An 18,056-nucleotide genomic window follows, 5' to 3' on the forward strand; every position below is an offset into this window, starting at 1 on the left:
GAGACCCTAGAGCCGTAGCGTGCCCTTGAGCCCCGCCATGTCGTGGGCGCGGTTGACGGCCTCGTCGAAGCGGGTCATCGCGTCCGGATGGTCGGGCCCGAGCAGGTAGGTCTTCATCGCCCGCCTCGCCTCGGCCAGCTCGTCCTCGCCCGGGCGCTGGAGCTGCGCGAGGATCCCCGGCAGCTCCCGAAGGTCCGGGCCGAGCAGGTAGGCCGCCTCCGCGCTCGGGTAGCGCTCGCGGAAGACGTGGCCGGCCATCCCCGCGACGTTGGTCACCGCGTACGGCTTGCCGCTCGCCACGAAGTCGGCGACGACGCTGGAGATGTCGCTGACCAGCAGGTCGCAGTCGTTGAAGCAGTCGTACAGGTGCGGTTCATTGCCGGCGACCACCCGATGCGGCGCCGCACCGGCCCTGATCATCTCGACGATCCGCCGATGGGCCGTGTTGGCGCGGGGGTCGCGCTCGCCCGTCAGCGGATGCGGCTTGTAGATCACCCGTACGGCCGGGGAGTGCGCGAGCAGGGCCCGTACGAGCTTCGGGCCCATCGTGATGAGCGAGGTGTGGAACAGGTCGTCGGTCCAGCCCTCCCACGTGGGAGCGTAGAGCACGCTGAGCACCGGCAGGCCGGGCCCGTTCCGCCTGATCCCCGACAATTGCGGGCGGCCCACCTCGACGATGTCCTCGTCGCGTACGCCCACCTGGGCGCGCAGGTAGCGGTCGCGCCCGGCCTGCCCGGCGACCCACACCTCGTCGTACGCCTTGGAGAACGGGTTGAACGAGGCCTCCTTGTCGCTGTCGCCGTGGCCGATGAAGACGCTGCGCAGGCCCGGGGCGCGCAGCAGGTGGATGTTCTTGCCCACGTTCGACGCGTAGAGGGCGAGCCGGGCGCCGTCCAGCCCGCGCAGGTTCATCAGGTCGACGGCGGACGGCACGCACAGCACCGGGAGCGTCGTCGCCCCGAGCAGGGGCAGGATCTCGCGCTCCCGCAGGACGACGATCGTGCGGCGGCTGAGCCGCGCCAGCGTGTTCAGCCACATGGTCGCCTGGTAGACGGAGGTGGCGGGACCCGAGAAGTAGAAGATCACCTCGGGCCCGTACGCCTGGACCCGCCGGTCGACCGCCTCGATCACGCGCTCGCGGTTCGCCAGCGGCGCCGCCCGCCGCGCGTGCACCAGCAGGACGAGCACGGCCGCCGCCTGGAGCGCGATGGCCGCGCCGAGCCCGGCCCCTCCCAGCACGGCCGTACCGGAGCTCTCCCGGACGGTGAGGGCGCCCAAGGCGATCGCGCCCACGGGGAGGACGTCGACGTAGAACAGCCGCGCGCCCCGCCATCCGGCCAGGCCTCCCGGAGGCTCCCCGGGGATCCGCAGCGAGGGCACGTCGAGGTTCCTGGTCGTCACCGGCATGAGGTTGAGGCAGCGGTCGAGATAGAGCGCGGTGCCCGCCTGGAGCACCCGGAGCACGTGCATGAGCAGCAGCCCCCCGCAGAGCAGGACGAACCACCGGGAGCCCGCGCCGGCCGTGCGCGCCACGAGCAGCACCGCGCCGACCTCCCGCGCCAGGAAACGCACGGTCACCCCGAGGTGGATCCGGCCCAGCCGGTCGAGCACCGGCCGCGCCAGGCGCCCGGCCGCGGCCTCCGCGCCGTACGACACCGCCACCACGACGGCGAAGGCCGTGGGGAACGGGTACAGCGCGGTGACCATCAGCGCCGGGAAGGACAGCAGGAGCAGCCCCGAGAGCAACGCTCCAGGCGTGTTTCGGCGCACCCACCCCATCGACGGCCCCCCGGTCGTTTCCCCGCGCGTTGATGGTCTTGTACCCACTCAGGGGGCGCCGCGTACGTCAGGGGGCGCGGCGTACGTCGATCACCTGACCCGTGAGGCCGGAGACGAGCAGGTCGATGGAGGTCTGCGCGACCGCGCGCGGGGACAGCAGGCTGGCCGGGGGCTCGTCGCCGAAGGCGCGGTGCCGCATGGGCGTGCCGGTGCGCTCGGGGTTGACGCAGTTGACGCGGACACCGTACTCGGCCCACTCGTCCGCGAGCGCCTGGGTGAGGTTCACCACGGCCGCCTTGGTGGAGGAGTAGAGGCTGTAGTCCGCGCGGCCCCTGGTGTAGGACGAGGAGGTGTAGAGAAGCAGGTGACCCCGGGTCTCGCGCAGGTGGCGGATGGCCGCCCTGGCGATGTTCACCGGGCCGAGGTAGTTCACCCCGACGGTCTCCTCCACGGTGAGGTCGTCCGCCTCCCCGAGCTTGCCCATGTGGAGCACTCCGGCGGTGTTGACGACGTAGTCGACCCGGCCGCTCTCCTTGGCCGCCTGGTCGAGGGCCTCGGCCACCGACACGGGGTCCTCCACGCGCACGCCGTTCTGGGACCGCGAGAATGAGTAGACGTTCGCGCCGTACTCGCCGGCGAGGTCGACGACGTCGGCGCCGATGCCGTAGCTGCCGCCGAACACGACCACGGTCTTGCCCGCGAGCGCCCGCCGGTACGCCTCCGGGCTCGCGGGCACCGGAGCGGTGTTGGAGGCGAGCTGGAACAGCTTGTCGGCGATGTAGACGTCGACCGGGTGGGTGACCTTCATGTTGTGCTCGCTGCCCGGCACGATGTAGATGGGGACGTCCGGGAGGTAGCGCAGCACCACGCCGCAGTCGTCGGTGGCGGGCTGCCGGTCGAAGTCCGGGTCGGCGAAGGCGCGCTCGTACGCCTCGCGGATCACCGAGAGCCGGAAGCACTGCGGGGTCTGGCCGCGCCGCAGCCGCGAGCGGTCGGGGATGTCGCGGATGATCTCGCCGCGCGGCCCCGGCGCGGCCACCACGACCGTGTCGGACGACGGGATGGCGACGTCGACCGCGGAGTACACCTTCAGGGCCTCGACGCACTCGGAGATGATGCGCGGCTCCAGCAGGGGGCGCACGGCGTCGTGCAGCAGAACGTCGCACTCGTCGGGGCCGAGCGCCCGCAGGGCCCGCCAGGTCGACTCGGTGCGGCTCGCGCCTCCCTCCACGACCTTGCTCACCTTGTGGAAGCCGCCCCGCTCGACCAACCGCTCGACCTCGGCCGTGAAGCCGGGGGCCATCAGGACGACGATCTCGTCGATCTCCGGCGCGTCGTTGAATACCGTGAGGGTGTGCTCGATGATCGTGCGTCCCGCGATCTTGAGAAGCTGCTTCGGGGTGTTGAGCCCGACGCGTTGCCCGATGCCGCCCGCGAGGACCACTCCGACGGTCCGCAGGCGTGGTTCCTGTGTGGCCAAAATAGGACTTCCTTATGCGACTCGGTAACGACTCACCTTACTGATCACTACCCGGAGGCGGGGCCCACGTCCCCTTATAACGCAGCGGCGCGCAGCGTGACGCGCCGATGGGATTGCGAGGCGCGTGACGGCTCGGTTACTTTGCGGGGTGGACGATCCCCGGTCGCGGAAGGAGACCCCCGGTTGCCCGACTCCGCGTACCCGCCCCCTGTGAGGCCTCCCCGAAAGCCTTCCGGCACATCTGCGGAGCATTCAGGCGCCCCTTCGGAGAGGAAGCCGCCGGCGACCGTCGCGGTGCTGCTCGCCACCACCCCGGCGACAAGGCTGGCATGCCCCGAAGGCACGCTGGCCGACCGGCTGGTCCGGCAGCTCGCGACGCTCCATGTCCACCGGGTGCACGTCGTGACCCGTTCCACCGACCTGCCCGCGCTCCCGTCCCGTCCCGCCATGCTCGTCGCCGGGCCCGCGGTCGAGCCGGTGACCGAGCCGATTGCCGGGCCCCTGGCCGATCCCTTGGCCGGGCCCGACGTCACCCGGAGCTCCGGGCTCACCGGTGACCTGCGCGCGGTGGCCGAGGTCGCGCGCGCGGTCTCGGGCCCGTTAGCGGTGTTCCCGGGCGACCTGGTCGCCCACACCGAGGCGCTCGCCCTGCTGCTGGCCGACCCCGCGCGGGGCACCGGCGCGCTGGTCTCCCCAGAGCACGATCGGCTTCCTCCGATCCGCGCGGAGCGCGGCAGGGTGGTCGCCGCGGGCAACTCCTTCCACACCGTGAGCGGCGCCAACGGCGGCTTCCGGGGCGTCCTGCACGTGGGGGAGGCCGATCTCGGGAGCCTGGCCGACGTCGCGGAGGAGCTCGCCGACCTCGCCCAGGACCAGCGGCTCGGCGCCGCCGAGGACACCGAGGTGGCCGACCTGCTGCTCGCGGGCCTGGTGCGCGTCGGCGTGCCCGTACGGGCGGCGCCCCTCGGGCGGCTGCACTGCGACAGGGTCACGGGCCGGCTCGGCGCAGACGCCGCCATCGACAGGCTGGGAGAGGTCGACGAGGACCGCGCCCGGCTGGAGGCCGCGGTCAAGTCCGATGACGGCTTCGTCGCGACGTACTTCGTGAGCTCGTGGTCGGGGCACGTGGTGCGGCTGGCCGCCAGGCTCGGGCTCACGCCGAACTCCGTCACCGGGCTCTCGGTCGGCCTCGCGGGCCTCGCGGCGGTCGCCTTCTCCGCGGGGGAGCGCCGCGCGCAGGTCGCGGGCGCGGCGCTGCTCTACCTGTCGTTCGTCCTCGACTGCGTGGACGGGCAGCTCGCCCGGTACACCCGCATGTTCTCCCCGCTCGGGGCCTGGCTGGACGCCACGTTCGACCGCGTTAAGGAGTATGTCGTCTATGTCGGTCTCGCCCTTGGATACACCGGCGGTGTCGAGCTGGGGTCGACGGGCCCGGGCGGCATCTGGGCGCTGGCGGTGGCGGCCATGCTGGTCCAGGCGATACGCCACATGATCGACTTCTCGTACGCCGCCGCGCGGGCGGACGCCGCCGGCGCCGGCGCGGTCTGGGAGCGTCCCGGGCACGGCGGCTCCCTGGGGCTGCCAGGAGCGCTCAGGCGAGATCCGGTCGTGACGCCGGTGCGCGGGCGGGCGGACGGCTCCGTCGTGCGGCTCTCGGCCCGCCTCGACAGGAACACCGCCTCCCGCTGGCTGAAGAAGATCGTCGTGCTCCCCATCGGCGAGCGCATGGTGCTGATCGCGGTGACCGCCGCGCTGTTCAACGCGCGGGTGACCTTCCTCGCGCTGCTGGCCTGGGGCGGGCTCGCGGCGCTCTACACGCTGACCGGCCGGATCGCGAGGTCTCTGTGAGCATGACCAAGGTGCACATGGCGCCGGTGCCGCGCAGTTCCGTGGTGACCTACCGCGACGACGGGGTGCTGGCACGAGGCATGGGCCTGCTCGTAGCGGGCCAGCTGCCGCCGCTGCCGCCCGCGATCGCCGGGGCGTTCGTCACGGGGGTGATGCTGTTCCTCGGCGTCGCGGGCGCCGACGGGCCGTCCGTCTTCGCGCCCGCCGTGGCGCTGCTGCTCGCGGGCCCCGGCAGCTCCCACGCCCACGACGGGCGGCTCGACTGGCTGGTGCCGCCGATCCTGCGGCTCACCGAGTACGGCTTCATCGCCTGCGTGGGCTTCGCGTGGGACGTGCCGAAGGTCCTGCTGTTCGCCCTGCTCGGCGCGATGCTCTTCCACCACTACGACGTCGTGTACCGCTGCCGCCAGCACGTCTACCCGCCCGCCTGGCTCGCCTCCGCCGGGCTCGGCTGGGAGGGGCGGATGCTGCTGATCGCCATGGGAGTCCTGCTGGGCGTCGTCACGGCCGTGTTCGCGCTGGTCGCGCTCTACCTCGTGGCGCTTTTCTGCTGGGAGAGCATCACCTGCTGGCTCGCCGCGCCCAGATCCGGCGTCGAGGCGGCCGACCTCGGCGGGCTCGACTGATGGCCGGTCATTGCCAACGATTGGTCTTGTTACGGAATAGGTGAACTCCGGATTACACGATCACCACCTGTAGGCAACTAACCTTTGGCCTACAGATTCTGGCTTTATTGAGGAGTGCACGTTGCTGGGAATGGTGCTGGCCGCCGGGGCCGGACGACGCCTGCGGCCGTACACCGACACGCTGCCCAAGGCGCTCGTGCCGGTCGACGGAGAGACCACGATCCTGGACATCGCCCTGCGGAACCTCGCGGCGGTCGGTCTGCGCGACGTCGTGGTGATCATCGGCTACGCGGCGCAGGCGGTGCACGACCGCAAGGCGGAGCTCGAACGGCGGCATGACGTGAAGCTCACCCTCGTGCACAACGACAAGGCGGAGGAGTGGAACAACGCCTACTCGCTGTGGTGCGCGCGCGACCACTTCTCCGAGGGCGCGCTCCTGGTCAACGGCGACACCGTCCACCCGGTGTCGGTCGAGCGCACGCTCCTCGACGCGCCCGAGACCAGCGACATCCTCCTCGCGGTCGACGACGTGAAATCCCTCGCCGACGAGGAGATGAAGGTCACACTCGACGAGGCGGGCCACCTGCGGCGCATCACCAAGCTGATGGACCCCGCCGACGCCTTCGGCGAGTACATCGGCGCCACCCTGATCCGTCCCGGGGCCGCCGCGCGCCTCGCCGACGCCCTGAAGGCCACCTTCGAGCGCGACCCCCAGCTCTACTACGAGGACGGGTACGGCGAGATGGTGGCCCGCGGCGAGAAGATCGCCGTCGCCCCCATTGGCAAGGTCGACTGGGTGGAAGTCGACAACCACGACGACCTCGCCAAGGCCAGGGAGATCGCGTGCACCTACTAGCCGAGCCGCCCGCGGGCCTGCGGACGGCCGGCGTGTCGTGCTCTTCGACGGTACGGGAGAACGCATGCCGCTCCTAGCGCGAATGCTCATGGCCCCGCTGACGGTCGAGGTCCGCCGGGGCGCGGTGGCCCAGCTTGGCGCGCTGCTCGCCGACAGCCGGGTGGCCACCTCCGGCCGGGTGGCGGTCGCGGTGGGCGCCGGGCAGGGCGACCACATCTCCAGCATGATCGCGCCCACGCTGGGCGAGGCGGAGGTGTTCCGGGTTCCCGACGGCTCGGTGGACTCCGCGGTGTCCCTCGGCGCCGACCTGCGCAAGGGCGCGTACGAGGCCGTGGTGGGCATCGGCGGCGGCAAGACCATCGACGTCACCAAGTACGCTGCGTCGCTGACCGGCATCCCCATGGTCGCGGTGGCCACCAACCTCTCGCACGACGGCATCTGCTCGCCCGTTTCCTCGCTGGAGCACGAGGGGGGCAAGGGGTCGTTCGGCGTCCCCATGCCCCTGGCGATCCTGGTCGACCTCGACTTCGTCCACGGCGCGCCCCCCTCGCTCGTACGGGCCGGCGTGGGCGACGTGATCAGCAACCTGTCGGCCATCGAGGACTGGCAGCTCGGCAACGTCGAGCGCGGCGAGCCCATCGACGGCCTCGCGGTCGCCATGGCCCGCACCAGCGCCGAGGCCGTGCTCGGCAGGAGCGACTCCATCGAGTCCGACGCCTTCCTCACGGTTCTGGCGGAATCTCTGGTGCTGTCGGGCATGGCGATGGTCATCGCGGGTTCGTCGCGTCCCAGCAGCGGCGGAGATCATGAGATCCTGCATGCCGTGGACCAGCTCTTTCCGGGCACCTCGAACCACGGCGAGCTCGCCGGCATCGGGGCCGCCTTCTGTTTCTTCCTGCGCGGGGACGAGCGCCGGCTTTCGCTGGTCGCCGACTGCCTGCGCGGGCATGACCTTCCGGTCACCCCCGGCGACGTCGGGCTGACGGCCGAGCAGTTCACCGAAGCGGTGATGCTGGCGCCGTCGACCCGTCCCGGGCGATACACGATTCTGGAGCACCTGCGCCTCTCCGAGGCCGAAGTGCGTGACCGGGTGGAGGAATATGTCCGGGCCCTCGGTCATTGAGCTGCGTGCGGTCGCTCAGCCGCACACGACCATGGAGCGCAACTCCGGCGAGCACTGGGCCGGCGCGCTCTACATGCGCAAGCTGTCGATCTACGTGACCTGGGCGCTGGCCCGCACGCCGATCACCCCCAACCAGGTCACCGGTCTGATGATCCTGGCCGGGCTGCTCGCGGGCGTGGTGCTGGCCCTGCCGGGCCTGTGGGCGGCCGTCGCCGCGGCCGTCCTGATCCAGGTCTACCTGCTGCTCGACTGCTCCGACGGCGAGCTGGCGAGGTGGACCCACCGCACCTCGATCACCGGCGTCTACCTCGACCGTGTCGGTCACTACTTCTGCGAGGCCGCGCTGCTGATCGGGCTCGGGTTCCGGGCCTCGGCCACGCTGCCCGACTGGTACACCGTGCTCGGCGTCGCCGCCGCGCTCGGGGCCATCCTGATCAAGTCGGAGACCGACCTGGTCGACGTCGCCCGCGCCCGTTCAGGACTGACGGCGACCACCGAAGCGGCGGCCGAGCACTTCCAGTCGCGGCGGCTCGGCGCGGCCAGGAAGGTCGCCGCGGCCCTCCGGTTCCACCGGGTGATCCAGGCGGTGGAGCTGTCGATCATCGCCGTGATCGCGGCGGTCTGGGACGCCGTGGCGGGCACCCTGGTGGCGACCCAGGTGCTGACGATCGCGTGCGTCGTCTTCGCGGGGCTTCAGGCGATCCTCCACCTCGTGAGCATCCTGGCGTCGAAGCGGCTCGGGTGAGATGAGAAAGCATCGGAACCGGCGGCGGCCCTCCGGCGTCGTATCTCTGTCAAGAGCCACCGCCAAGCCAACAGTTACTGTTTGGCGGGGGTTCGCTGACAGTTCCGATACCCTTATTTCGCAGTATGCAGACACAAGCTGGATTGCCCGCTCACACAGACTCGGTGATCATGACTCCATGCGTTCTCCGTGCGTCGAGGCGATGACGCGTTGAAGATCTCGTGTGTCATCCTCACCATGGGCAACCGGATCGCCGAGCTCGACAGGGCCGTCGAATCCGCGCTGAACCAGACCGACGGTGACGTCGAGGTCGTGGTCGTCGGCAACGGTGCCGACGTGCCCAAGCTCGCCGAGGTCCCCATGCCCGGCGTCGCCTCCGTGCGCACCGTGCGCATCCCGCACAACGTCGGCATTCCCGAAGGCCGCAACCACGGCGTTCGCGAGTGCACCGGCGACGTCGTGCTGTTCCTCGACGACGACGGCTGGTACGCCGACGACAAGCTTGCCGCGCACGTCCGTGAGCGGTTCGCCGCCGAGCCCGACCTCGCGGTGATCTCCTTCCGCGTCATGGACCCCGACGGCGGCGTGGGCCAGCGTCGCCACGTGCCCCGCCTGCGGGCCGGCGACCCGCAGCGCTCCTCGCCGGTGACCACCTTCCTGGGCGGCGCCTGCGCGATCAGACGCTCGGCCTACCTGCAGGTCGGCGGCCTTCCGGGCCGCTTCTTCTACGCCCACGAGGAGACCGACCTCGCCTGGCGCCTCCTCGGCGAGGGCTACCGCATCGAGTACGACGCGGACGCCGTCATGTACCACCCTCAGGTGCCGCCCACGCGCCACGCCGACTTCTACCGGCTGAACGCGCGCAACCGGGTCTGGCTGGCCCGCCGCAACCTTCCCTGGGCGCTGGCGGTGCTCTACCTGCTCGACTGGGCCGTGCTGACGCTGGTGCGCGAGCGCTCCTCGGTCGCGATCAAGTCATGGTTCCGGGGCTTCAAGGAAGGCCTCCGGGAGCCGGCGGGCGAGCGCCGCCCCATGGCCTGGCGCACCGCCTGGCGCATGCTCCGCCTCGGCCGCCCCCCAATCGTCTGAACCGTCACGACCGTGGCCTCCTCGTACGGCTGTGACCCTCGCCGGTTCTGATGGTCGGATCAAGCGGCGTGGTCGGCACGGATCCGGCAGCGCCGCCGGGGGCTGCAGCCCCTCCAGCGGCGCCATAACTGTGGTCAGCTCAAACACTGTGGTCAGCTCAAACTGTGGTCAGCTCAGCCGGACGCCGACGTAGACGACCATCGCGTCACCCTGGTACTCCGCCGGCCCGTCGGCGACCCGGTCGTACACCGATCGCCGCTGTGGGTCGTCGACGTAGGTCTGGCCGAGGCGGTTGAACGCGGCCGCATTCGGGGTCCAGAACCGGCAGATGCCCTGGTAGTGATCGTCCACCGCGGCCTGTACGGGGGGTCGGTGACCGGGGTGCCAGCCCTGCCATGCACCCTGCCATGCGGACCATCTGCGCGGCCGTCTCACGCTGCATCCGCTCGTGGTGCCCGGGTGTCAGCGTGTCGGCGTACCGCCTGGACTGCTCCCACTCCTGCGGCCACCTTTCTTGGACATCGGACCCGTGACGTGAGGCGTCGAATCCCTCGAACAGGTTCTCCGGCTCGTTGATCTTCGGCATGCTGTCGTCCTTTCCTGCCTGCGGTTCGGCGATGGTGCGGCTCACGGTATGGGCCAGCGTGTCGAACCGGTCGTGCTCCGCCACCAGCCGCTGATGGTGCGCCCGTAGCGCCGTCACTCGGTCGAGCTGGTCGTCCAAGACTTTGGCGATCTCGCTGAGGCCCAGTCCTGGCTCCCGCATCAGGAGGATCTGCTGCGGCCGCAGCAACTCGGCCTCCTCGTAGTGACTCTCTTAGTGGCTCTTAGTGACGATGGTCGCGGTCACCGATCCATGCCGGCGGGAGCAGGCCGATCTCGTCGTAGTGCCGCAGGGTCCGGGATGTCACCCCGGACATCCGGGCCACGTCCGCAGGCCATCTGAGGTCTCTCAGCCTCCCATCGCCGGGCCGGTCTTTCCGGCCACACAGACGACCGTAGAAGCTGACGCTTCGGAAAGCGCAACCTCGGACTTCCGCCCGCTGCGCAGGCCAATCCACCGGGTGACAAAGCGGGCATTAACGGGGTTCGTTTGCGTCCAGCATGTCGGTGGGTGGTCCGTTATGCCGCAGATGGGGTTCGTGTTGGCATACCTGCTGTTCAGATGGCATGGATGGCGCGGTATCTGAAATGTGTGACCGGTGTGGGGAATAGGTACTTTTGCTGACGGAATTGCAGGTGGCATCCTGTTTGATGTGGAGCACTGCCCGCGCCAAATGGGGCAAGCTCGGACAGGTGCCTCTAATTATAGTGATGGTGTTTCTTGTGGATAATAACTATCTATTTCGCTTTCCGTGCTATTTCTTGGTGGCGGGAATTTGAGTTGCGAGAGGCTCTGGAATGTGAAAACATTCGTACAGGTTTTCGAATTCGCTTTGGAGGTGGCGGCGGGTGGCAGATGTCTCGAGGTTCGGTCGATCGCACCCGCAGCCGGGTTCGCTGGGCGGGGGTGTGCTCGGCCCTGAGTGGTGGCAGGCGGTGGTAGCGCGTGCCTCCGGCTGGTCCAGCGACGGGTCCGCCGCACACGACCTCCCTCCGCTGAATGACCCACTCGACCCCCAACCCGACCCCAGCCAACCCGACCCCGGCCATCGCGACCGGCGAGCTCGTGACGGCCACAACCGGGCGCCGCGTTCTCCCTCCCTGCATGTTCCCTCCCTGCGTGACCGTGACCTGCGTGACCGTGACCTGCCCGGCAGCGTCCGCGAGCCGTTTGACCGGGGTCTGGGTGATGAGCGGGATGGCGTGCGGGTCGGCTCTGCTGACACTGGCGACCGAGGGGATTCGGGTGGCCGGCCCGCTGATGCTGGTGGCGATGACCAGGCGGACGGTGGGGAGAGTGGCGGCGGGCCCGCGTCGTGGGTGTTGGTGGGGCGGGTACGGGAGGCGGCTCGGGCGTTGGCGGCTGGGCGGGTGCCGGACTCTGCGGCGGTCTGTGCGGCCGAGGTGGAGGATCTGGTGGTCGCGCGTGATCGGCTGGTGTCGGCGATCGCGGCGCGGGTGGGCCGGGTGCATGCGACCGGTGAGGCCCGGGCCCAGGGGCATGCCTCGACCAAGACGTGGCTGCGTTCTGCGTGTGGGATGAGCATGCCCGGGGCTGGACGTCTGGTGGGGTTGGCGGTGGAGTTGGCCCGCCTTGATGGGGTGCGTGCCCGGTTCGCCTCAGGCACCCTGGGCGAGGGCATGGTCTCGGCGATCTGCGCCGCGACCGCGCACCTGAATGACGAGCAGGTGGGCCTGGCCGAGCCGATCCTGCTGGGTCTGGCTGATGAGGCGAGCCCGGCGGAGGTGGCCAAGGCGGGTCGTTACCTGCGTGAGGTGCTCACCCCCGATGCGACCGCCGGTGAGGCCGAGGCGGATCACGCGTCCCGCTTCTTGGTTGTGCGTGAGAGTGCTTGGGGTGGGATGGAGGGGGAGTTCCGGTTGCCGCGTGAAGCCGCCGCCCGGCTCAAGTCCCTGCTGGACTCCTACGCCAAACCCCGGGCCGAGGGTGATGACCGCCCGCTGCGGGTACGCAACGCCGACGCGTTCATCGCTCTGCTGGAACAGCAGATCACCACCGAGCTGCTGGTCTTGGTCAACGCCGCCTCCCTCCCTGACGACCTTGCCCACCCAGCGCCGGACTCCCGCAACACCCAAACGGAGCCCGGACCGGCTGGACCTGCCAGGCATCTTGAACCTGCTGGCGCTGCTGGATTCGTTGGACCCGGTGGGCATGAAGGGGGTGCCGGGCCCGAAGGGGGTGGCGGGGCCGAAGGGGGCGCCGGGGCCGGTGATGGTGTTTGCGGGACGTGCGGGCAGCGGGCCGATCGTGGGCTGCCCGCGATGCTGCCGGGCACCGGGCAGTTGTTGCCGGTGGGTGATGTTCACCGGTTGGCGCGCACCTCGGCTCTGGTGCGGATCGTGATGGACGCCCAGGGCCAGGTGCTGGACATGGGACGGCGGGTACGGCTGGCCACGGCTGCCCAGCGGCGGGCGGTGATCGCCCGGTATGCGACCTGCTGGGTGCAGGGCTGCCCGCTACCGGCCACCATGTGCCAGATCGACCACGCCGACGGCTGGGCCCACGGCGGACCCACCGACCTGACCAACCTCGGACCGGCCTGCCAGTTCCACAACCGCGACCGCTACCGCCACCCCGACCGCTACCAACGCCACCGCACCGGAAAAGACCGCTGGACCTACACCTACGTCGGACGCCACCCCAGCCGGAAGCCCCGCCCGCACCCCCGCACATAGACCGCACATAGACCCGGCACTCCGGCGCCAGAAGACGATGGTGATGTCGCAGGACGCAGGACGCAGGACGCAGTCCCCTGACCGAGGCGTTCTTGAAGATCGCCCTGGAGCTCACTCCCTCGGGGTGGCCTCTACGTGGGTAAGGCGTCGGGCACCCCGAGCGTCTCAGGTGTGCGGGAGCTCAATCGGGGCGTGGAAGGTCATTTTGAGGTGGGAGGCCGTGGTGGTCATCAGGGCGCGTTTGGGGAGGCCCAGTTCGCTGAGTTCCTTGGCGATGGGGTGGTTGCCGAGTCTGATCAGAGCTCCGCCGGGGCGGGCGCGTACGCCGTGGGGGCGCATCGTCCAGCTGGTGCGCCGGGTCACGCCGTCGAGGCGGGAGTAGGCCTCCATCGGGGTCGGGGCGCCGACCGCCGGCATCCCCGGACGGATCAGCAGGTCGAGGACGAGGCGACCGTCCTTGCGCAGCACGCACCGCTTGTACGGCGAGGTCAGCCGGAGGTCGATCTCCGCGAGCTCCTTGGGGAAGCCCCAGATCGTGCGTCCGGCCTCCATGGTGAAGCCCTGGTCCACGGGGAGCCAGTGGATGAACGCCCCGGTGCCGTTCAGGCGAAGATCCTTCAACCCCGACAGCACGCCGCGCGTGGGTAGGCGCCCGGCTTCCGGAGGGCGGACCATGAACGCCACACCGAACTCGTTGTAGGAGTCGAGGTCGCTGTCGCCATAACGGACGAACGCCAGCGTGCACAGGGCCTTGCCGGGAAGCACCTCGCTGACGTCGAGATCGGCGTAGGCGAGCACCGCCCGGGCGGCGTCCGCGCGCACGAGGTACATCGCGCTGCACATCGTGGCATCCCTGACCTCTACCGGCACATCGACCCGGCGCCCTTGGATGAGATGGCTAGCCATAACGTCCAGTACACCAACCCGAGCTGCGGGGCGCCAGCCGTACAAGAACGACAGAGTACAAGAACGACGGAACGGAACGTCGAGGTGAACGGTCGTGCGGGGTGAGGGGAGGTGCGGGCGGGGTTCAGGGGGGTCGCTAGATTGCGGGGATCGGTTGTGAGAAGGAGTGTGCGTGTCCCCCGACCTACCCCGGTCGCCCCTGGGCCGGCGCATGGTGCTGATACTGGCTCTCGCCTGCGGCGTCAGCGTGGCCAACGTCTACTTCCCGCAGGCCATCAGCCCACTCGTCGCCGCCGGGTTACACGTGTCGCCGGACTCCGCCGCCCTGGTGGCGACGGCGACGCAGATCGGCTACGCGGTCGGCATCTTCCTCCTGGTCCCGCTGGGCGACCGGCTGCCGCATCGTCCTCTCATCGTCACCCTCCTCACGCTCACGGGCCTCGGCCTGCTGGCCGCGAGTGCCGCGCCCGCGCTTCCCTTCCTCGTGGCCGCCGGCGCGGTCGTCGGGGTGACGACGGTCATCCCGCAGGTCATCCTGCCGATGGCGGCCGGACTGGTGGCCGACGACCGGCGGGGCGCCATAGTCGGGACGCTGCTGGGCGGTCTGCTCGGCGGCATTCTGCTCGCCCGCACGTTCGGCGGGACCGTGGGCGAATGGCTGGGGTGGCGGGCCCCGTATGTCGTGGCCGCGGCACTCGCGCTGCTGCTCGCGGTGGTCCTCGCCTTCGCCGTGCCCAGGACGAACCCGCCGTCGCGGCAGCGGTACCCGTCCCTGCTGGCCGAGTCGCTGCGCCTGCTGCGCACGGAGCCGGACCTGCGGCGCTCGTGCTTCTACGGGGCGACGCTGTTCGGGGGCTTCAGCGCCGCGTGGACCAGCCTTGCCCTTCTCGTCAGCGGGCCGGCGTACGGCCTCGGGGCCCAGGCGGTGGGGCTGATCGCGCTCGTGGGCGCGGGAAGCGTCTTCTGCACGCCCGCCGCCGGACGCTACGTCGACCGCCGCGGCCCTGACCCGGTCAACCTGGCCTGCATCCTCGGGGCCATCGTGGCGGCGGGCGTGCTCACGGCGGGCGGCCTCGGGGGCGCCATCGGTCTGGCCGCGCTGGTGGTGGGGATGCTGCTGCTCGACATCGCGGTGCAGTGCGGTCAGGCCGCCAATCAGGCGCGGATCTTCGCCCTGCGTCCCGAGGTCCGCAGCAGGCTCAACACCGCGTACATGACGTGCTCGTTCGCCGGCGGCAGCGCCGGGTCGTGGCTGGGAGTGCGCGCTTACACCACCCTGGGGTGGGCGGGCGTGTGCGGGCTGCTGGCGCTGGTCGCGGTGCTCGCCCTCGGTCGGCACCTGGTACGCCGGGCGCCCCGCCGGCATCCGGCCGTAGCCGAGCAGGCCGGAGAGGACACCGGCGCCGTCCGCTGATGGCCGCGGGACCGGGTCAGGCGGGGACGACGCGGTGGACGGCGGAGGCGGGGACGCGGACGGCCCATTCCTCCAGCCTGGCGACGAACTCCCGCGCGTGGTCCGGCCAGTGGTAGTGGCCACGGGCCTCGGCGTACCCTCGGGCGGCCATCACGGCCCGCCGCTCGGGGTCGTCCCGCAGGCGGAGTACGGCCTGCGCCGCCGCGTCCACGTCGCCGTAAGGAACGATCATGCCGCAGTCCGTACGCCCGACGATCGAGGCGGCCATGGGCAGCGGGGTGGTGATCACGGGGACGCCCCTGGCCATGTACTCGATGACCTTGGTGGGCAGGGACTGCCGGTAGTTGGGCACGTCGTGCAGGAGCGAGAGCCCCGCCAGCGCGCCCTGGGCCATGCGCAGCGCGTGGTCGTTCGGCACGTACCCGAACCAATCGAGCAGGCCCTCCCGCTGCGCGTCCCGCAGCATCGGGCGCACCGCCGCGTCGGCTGCTCCGATCAGGTCCAGGCGGATCCCGTGCGGGCGGAGCCTGCGGGCCAGCTCCACCATCTCGGCGACGCCCCTGGCCTCGGACAGGTGGCCGACGTAGACGACGCGGTTCTCGCCCGGCGGGGGCGGCGGCGTGGCGGGCACGTACGTGGTGTTCGGGATGACCGGGTGGTTCCCGGCGAAGCGGTCGCGGTAGGCGGCCTCGGCCAGGATCAGGTGCAGGCGGCGCTCCGCCCGCCTCTCGACGCTGTTGATCAGGTGCGGGAGCATCCGGCGCGCGGAGTCGGACAGGTAGGGCTTGGTGTCCAGGGCGCCCACGATGTCCTCGTGCACGTCCCACACGGTCGTGGGGCGGCGCCGGGGCAGGGCGAACAGCAGTTCGATGTCGTGGACGAGCAGCAGGTCGGCGTCCTTGGAGCCCTTCTTCAGCGCGATGCGTGCCGCGTTGAGCGCGCGCCCCCTGCGCAGGCCCACGGAGCGCGGCACGTCGATCGCCTGGATTTCCTGCGGCGGGGTGACGTTGCAGTGAGTGAACGGCGCGATGTAGGTGACCTCGTGCCCGGCGTCTAGCAACGCCCGGATCTGCCGATGCATGATCCGGGCGTCCTCCGGGTGGTGGACGATCGTGCCGACACATACCTTCATATGTCGATGCTGGGTGGCGTTCCCTTCCTGCCCGGATGCGGACCGTGAATCAGAATGGAAATGCCGCTGAACATCAGCCCCTGAGGCGGGCGCCGGGTGGCCCTACGAGGAGGGCCTGCGGTAGAGCCAGACCAGGCGGGGCTCCAGCAGCCACTTGAAGACCGTGCGGGTCTCCGGCAGGCACAGGATAATGGCCAGGGCGAAGCAACTGCTCGTGATGGCCATGACGCCGAGCGGGCCGTGCAGCCACGGGAAGCTCAGCCAGCCCATCTCCTTGGCGATGAGCACCGGAACGCCGTGGAGCAGGTAGCAGTAGAGCGTGCGCGTGCCGAGGTCGGAGAACCAGGTGGTCCTGCGCGGCACCAGCGCCAGCACCGCCACGGAGACGGTCAGCGCGGCGATCAGCAGCGCCGTGCGCATGCCCATGCCCATCCACCATGACAGGTGGAGCTTGGCGTAGCTGTCCTTGTAGTAGATCGGGCCGAGCGGCACGCGCTTGGAGATCAGGATCGCCACCCCGGCGGCCCCGACGAGCACCACCGCCGACACGATCTTCACCCAGAGGTGGTTCAGCATGTCGAAGTGGCGCGGCTGGAGCCACAGGCCGAGCACGAAGAACGGCATCAGACCGAAGAAGCGGTCCATGCTGAAGTCACCCGGCAGATCGGACAGCCCGGCGAGCAGGTAGACGGCGACCGCGATCGGCAGGGGATAGCGCATGCGCTTCCACACCGGCGTGGAGAGCCGCCAGAGGAGCAGGGCGAGGAGGTACCAGTTGAGCCAGGCCGGGTCGATGATCGTCAGGCTCCACTTGTGGCCGAGCGCGAAGCGGAGCGCGGCGTAGCCGATCTCCACGATCACGTACGGCACCAGGAAGGTGTCGACGAGCTTGTTCGTCTTGGCGTTGGAGTTCCAGAAGTTCCTGCTCAGGTAACCGCTGATGAGCACGAACAGCGGCATGTGGAACACGTAGATGAACAGGTAGGCCGACCGGGCCGAGTGCGTCGCGAGCGTGGGCACCAGGGAGTGCCCGGTGGCGACCAGCGCGATGAGCACGAACTTCACGTTGTCGAGGTACGGCTCGCGCGGGCGCTTCACCGGCGCGGGCGCGGGGGCCTCCTCTGCCTCGGGCGTGGAGTCGTCCCACGCGGCCTCGCCGGCGCGCCCGGGCTGCCGGACACCGGGCTGCCCGGCCCAGGCGGGCGGAGCCCCCGCGGAAGCCGCAGGGGAGGCATCAGGAACCGGGCGCCGCTCCCAGTACGAGAAGCCGTCGGAGGCGGTGCCCTTAGGCGGCTCAGGCAGCTCCTGCGGCTGCGGCGGCGCCTCCCACGCGGGAACCGGTGCGGCGGGCGCCTCGCGCACGGCAGCGCCGGACGCCGGCTCGTCCCACTTCGGCTTGTCGAAGGTGAACGTCTCGGGGTCGTCCTCGGCCGTGTGCTGGCCCGGCCGGCCGTGGACGCCATCTCTGGTGGCATTCGCGGCCTGCTCGGCGACCGGCCACAGGGGCTCCCGGGCGTGCTCACCGGAGTGAGGCCGCTGCCGGTCCCACGCGCCCGTAGGGGGCTCGGCGTAGTCGGGGACGGGCCAGCGCGCCGTTGGCGCATCCTCGCCGGCGTCCGTTTCCGGGGCAGGGTCTGTCGGTGCCTGTCCTCGTCTGGCGGTGGCCCCTACCTCGTCGGCGTCGGTGGAGACGCCGTCGGTGCGTGGAGCCGGAACCTGGAAGGAGGATCTGGTGTCACTCACGGGGGAAACGCTCAG

At 70.6% G+C, this 18,056-nt stretch carries 15 protein-coding genes; 8 read left to right on the forward strand and 7 right to left on the reverse strand.

Annotation, left to right across the window (positions count from 1 at the left end; all coding sequences use genetic code 11):
• Positions 1 to 6: 6 nt before the first annotated feature.
• Both ACOZ38_RS06710 and ACOZ38_RS06715 read right to left on the reverse strand, forming a co-directional pair.
• On the reverse strand, positions 7 to 1,770 hold the full coding sequence (locus ACOZ38_RS06710) for a CDP-glycerol glycerophosphotransferase family protein (RefSeq protein ID WP_424529254.1): 1,764 nt from the start codon (positions 1,768 to 1,770) through the stop codon (positions 7 to 9).
• A 76-nt stretch (positions 1,771 to 1,846) separates the two neighbouring features.
• Positions 1,847 to 3,259 (reverse strand): SDR family NAD(P)-dependent oxidoreductase, encoded by a 1,413-nt coding sequence (locus ACOZ38_RS06715; protein ID WP_405144835.1) that lies wholly within the window; start codon positions 3,257 to 3,259, stop codon positions 1,847 to 1,849.
• A 294-nt stretch (positions 3,260 to 3,553) separates the two neighbouring features.
• Here ACOZ38_RS06715 and ACOZ38_RS06720 point away from each other — a divergent pair, with 294 nt between their 5' ends.
• From ACOZ38_RS06720 to ACOZ38_RS06745, 6 genes are all read left to right on the forward strand, one after another.
• Positions 3,554 to 5,107: a CDP-alcohol phosphatidyltransferase family protein gene (locus tag ACOZ38_RS06720; RefSeq protein WP_424529255.1), complete on the forward strand. Its 1,554-nt coding sequence runs from the start codon at positions 3,554 to 3,556 to the stop codon at positions 5,105 to 5,107.
• Between the two features lie 2 nt (positions 5,108 to 5,109).
• Positions 5,110 to 5,733, forward strand: coding sequence for a DUF5941 domain-containing protein (locus tag ACOZ38_RS06725; RefSeq protein ID WP_424529256.1), 624 nt, complete (start codon positions 5,110 to 5,112; stop codon positions 5,731 to 5,733).
• 121 nt (positions 5,734 to 5,854) lie between these two features.
• Complete coding sequence (locus ACOZ38_RS06730; protein WP_405144838.1) at positions 5,855 to 6,589, forward strand: sugar phosphate nucleotidyltransferase; 735 nt, start codon at positions 5,855 to 5,857, stop codon at positions 6,587 to 6,589.
• Positions 6,590 to 6,671: 82 nt separating this feature from the next.
• Positions 6,672 to 7,712: an iron-containing alcohol dehydrogenase family protein gene (locus tag ACOZ38_RS06735; RefSeq protein ID WP_424536964.1), complete on the forward strand. Its 1,041-nt coding sequence runs from the start codon at positions 6,672 to 6,674 to the stop codon at positions 7,710 to 7,712.
• A complete protein-coding gene (locus ACOZ38_RS06740) occupies positions 7,690 to 8,457 on the forward strand; it encodes a CDP-alcohol phosphatidyltransferase family protein (RefSeq protein ID WP_424529257.1) in 768 nt (255 codons plus the stop codon). Before ACOZ38_RS06735 ends, ACOZ38_RS06740 begins: the two co-directional genes overlap by 23 nt.
• A gap of 210 nt (positions 8,458 to 8,667) precedes the next feature.
• Entirely contained in the window at positions 8,668 to 9,546 is an 879-nt protein-coding gene (locus ACOZ38_RS06745) for a glycosyltransferase family 2 protein (protein WP_424529258.1), read from the forward strand.
• 168 nt (positions 9,547 to 9,714) lie between these two features.
• Here ACOZ38_RS06745 and ACOZ38_RS06750 read toward each other — a convergent pair whose 3' ends face one another.
• A complete protein-coding gene (locus ACOZ38_RS06750; RefSeq protein ID WP_424529259.1) occupies positions 9,715 to 9,897 on the reverse strand; it encodes a TipAS antibiotic-recognition domain-containing protein in 183 nt (60 codons plus the stop codon).
• A 476-nt stretch (positions 9,898 to 10,373) separates the two neighbouring features.
• Entirely contained in the window at positions 10,374 to 10,466 is a 93-nt protein-coding gene (locus ACOZ38_RS06755) for a MerR family DNA-binding transcriptional regulator (RefSeq protein WP_424536965.1), read from the reverse strand.
• A 1,087-nt stretch (positions 10,467 to 11,553) separates the two neighbouring features.
• On the opposite strand from ACOZ38_RS06755, the gene ACOZ38_RS06760 reads away from it, so the two are divergent.
• Positions 11,554 to 12,846 carry a DUF222 domain-containing protein gene (locus ACOZ38_RS06760; protein ID WP_424529260.1) on the forward strand — a complete coding sequence of 431 codons (1,293 nt, stop codon included), beginning with the start codon at positions 11,554 to 11,556 and terminating at the stop codon, positions 12,844 to 12,846.
• A 165-nt stretch (positions 12,847 to 13,011) separates the two neighbouring features.
• Here the strand turns inward: ACOZ38_RS06760 and ACOZ38_RS06765 are convergent, their stop codons facing one another.
• The gene (locus tag ACOZ38_RS06765; RefSeq protein ID WP_424529261.1) at positions 13,012 to 13,752 is read right to left on the reverse strand and encodes an acetoacetate decarboxylase family protein; all 741 of its coding nucleotides are present in this window, start codon (positions 13,750 to 13,752) and stop codon (positions 13,012 to 13,014) included.
• A 172-nt stretch (positions 13,753 to 13,924) separates the two neighbouring features.
• On the opposite strand from ACOZ38_RS06765, the gene ACOZ38_RS06770 reads away from it, so the two are divergent.
• Positions 13,925 to 15,166, forward strand: a complete 1,242-nt coding sequence (locus ACOZ38_RS06770; RefSeq protein WP_424529262.1) for an MFS transporter — start codon at positions 13,925 to 13,927, stop codon at positions 15,164 to 15,166.
• A gap of 16 nt (positions 15,167 to 15,182) precedes the next feature.
• On the opposite strand, the gene ACOZ38_RS06775 is transcribed toward ACOZ38_RS06770, so the two are convergent.
• Together ACOZ38_RS06775 and ACOZ38_RS06780 are read right to left on the reverse strand one after the other, a co-directional pair.
• The gene (locus ACOZ38_RS06775) at positions 15,183 to 16,298 is read right to left on the reverse strand and encodes a glycosyltransferase (protein ID WP_424529263.1); all 1,116 of its coding nucleotides are present in this window, start codon (positions 16,296 to 16,298) and stop codon (positions 15,183 to 15,185) included.
• A gap of 102 nt (positions 16,299 to 16,400) precedes the next feature.
• Positions 16,401 to 18,041: an acyltransferase family protein gene (locus ACOZ38_RS06780; protein ID WP_424529264.1), complete on the reverse strand. Its 1,641-nt coding sequence runs from the start codon at positions 18,039 to 18,041 to the stop codon at positions 16,401 to 16,403.
• Between the last annotated feature and the right edge of the window lie 15 nt (positions 18,042 to 18,056).

The sequence above is a fragment of the Sphaerisporangium viridialbum genome (assembly GCF_049674955.1).
GTDB lineage: Bacteria > Actinomycetota > Actinomycetes > Streptosporangiales > Streptosporangiaceae > Sphaerisporangium > Sphaerisporangium viridialbum.

What these genes read in the sequence shown, in the direction of transcription:
- ACOZ38_RS06725 (WP_424529256.1), top strand. Translation starts at nt 5,110, where the DNA reads ATGACCAAGGTGCACATGGCGCCGGTGCCGCGCAGTTCCGTGGTGACC.
- ACOZ38_RS06735 (WP_424536964.1), top strand. Translation starts at nt 6,672, where the DNA reads ATGCTCATGGCCCCGCTGACGGTCGAGGTCCGCCGGGGCGCGGTGGCC.
- ACOZ38_RS06740 (WP_424529257.1), top strand. Translation starts at nt 7,690, where the DNA reads ATGTCCGGGCCCTCGGTCATTGAGCTGCGTGCGGTCGCTCAGCCGCAC.
- ACOZ38_RS06755 (WP_424536965.1), bottom strand. Translation starts at nt 10,466, where the DNA reads ATGTCCGGGGTGACATCCCGGACCCTGCGGCACTACGACGAGATCGGC.
- ACOZ38_RS06765 (WP_424529261.1), bottom strand. Translation starts at nt 13,752, where the DNA reads ATGGCTAGCCATCTCATCCAAGGGCGCCGGGTCGATGTGCCGGTAGAG.
- ACOZ38_RS06775 (WP_424529263.1), bottom strand. Translation starts at nt 16,298, where the DNA reads ATGAAGGTATGTGTCGGCACGATCGTCCACCACCCGGAGGACGCCCGG.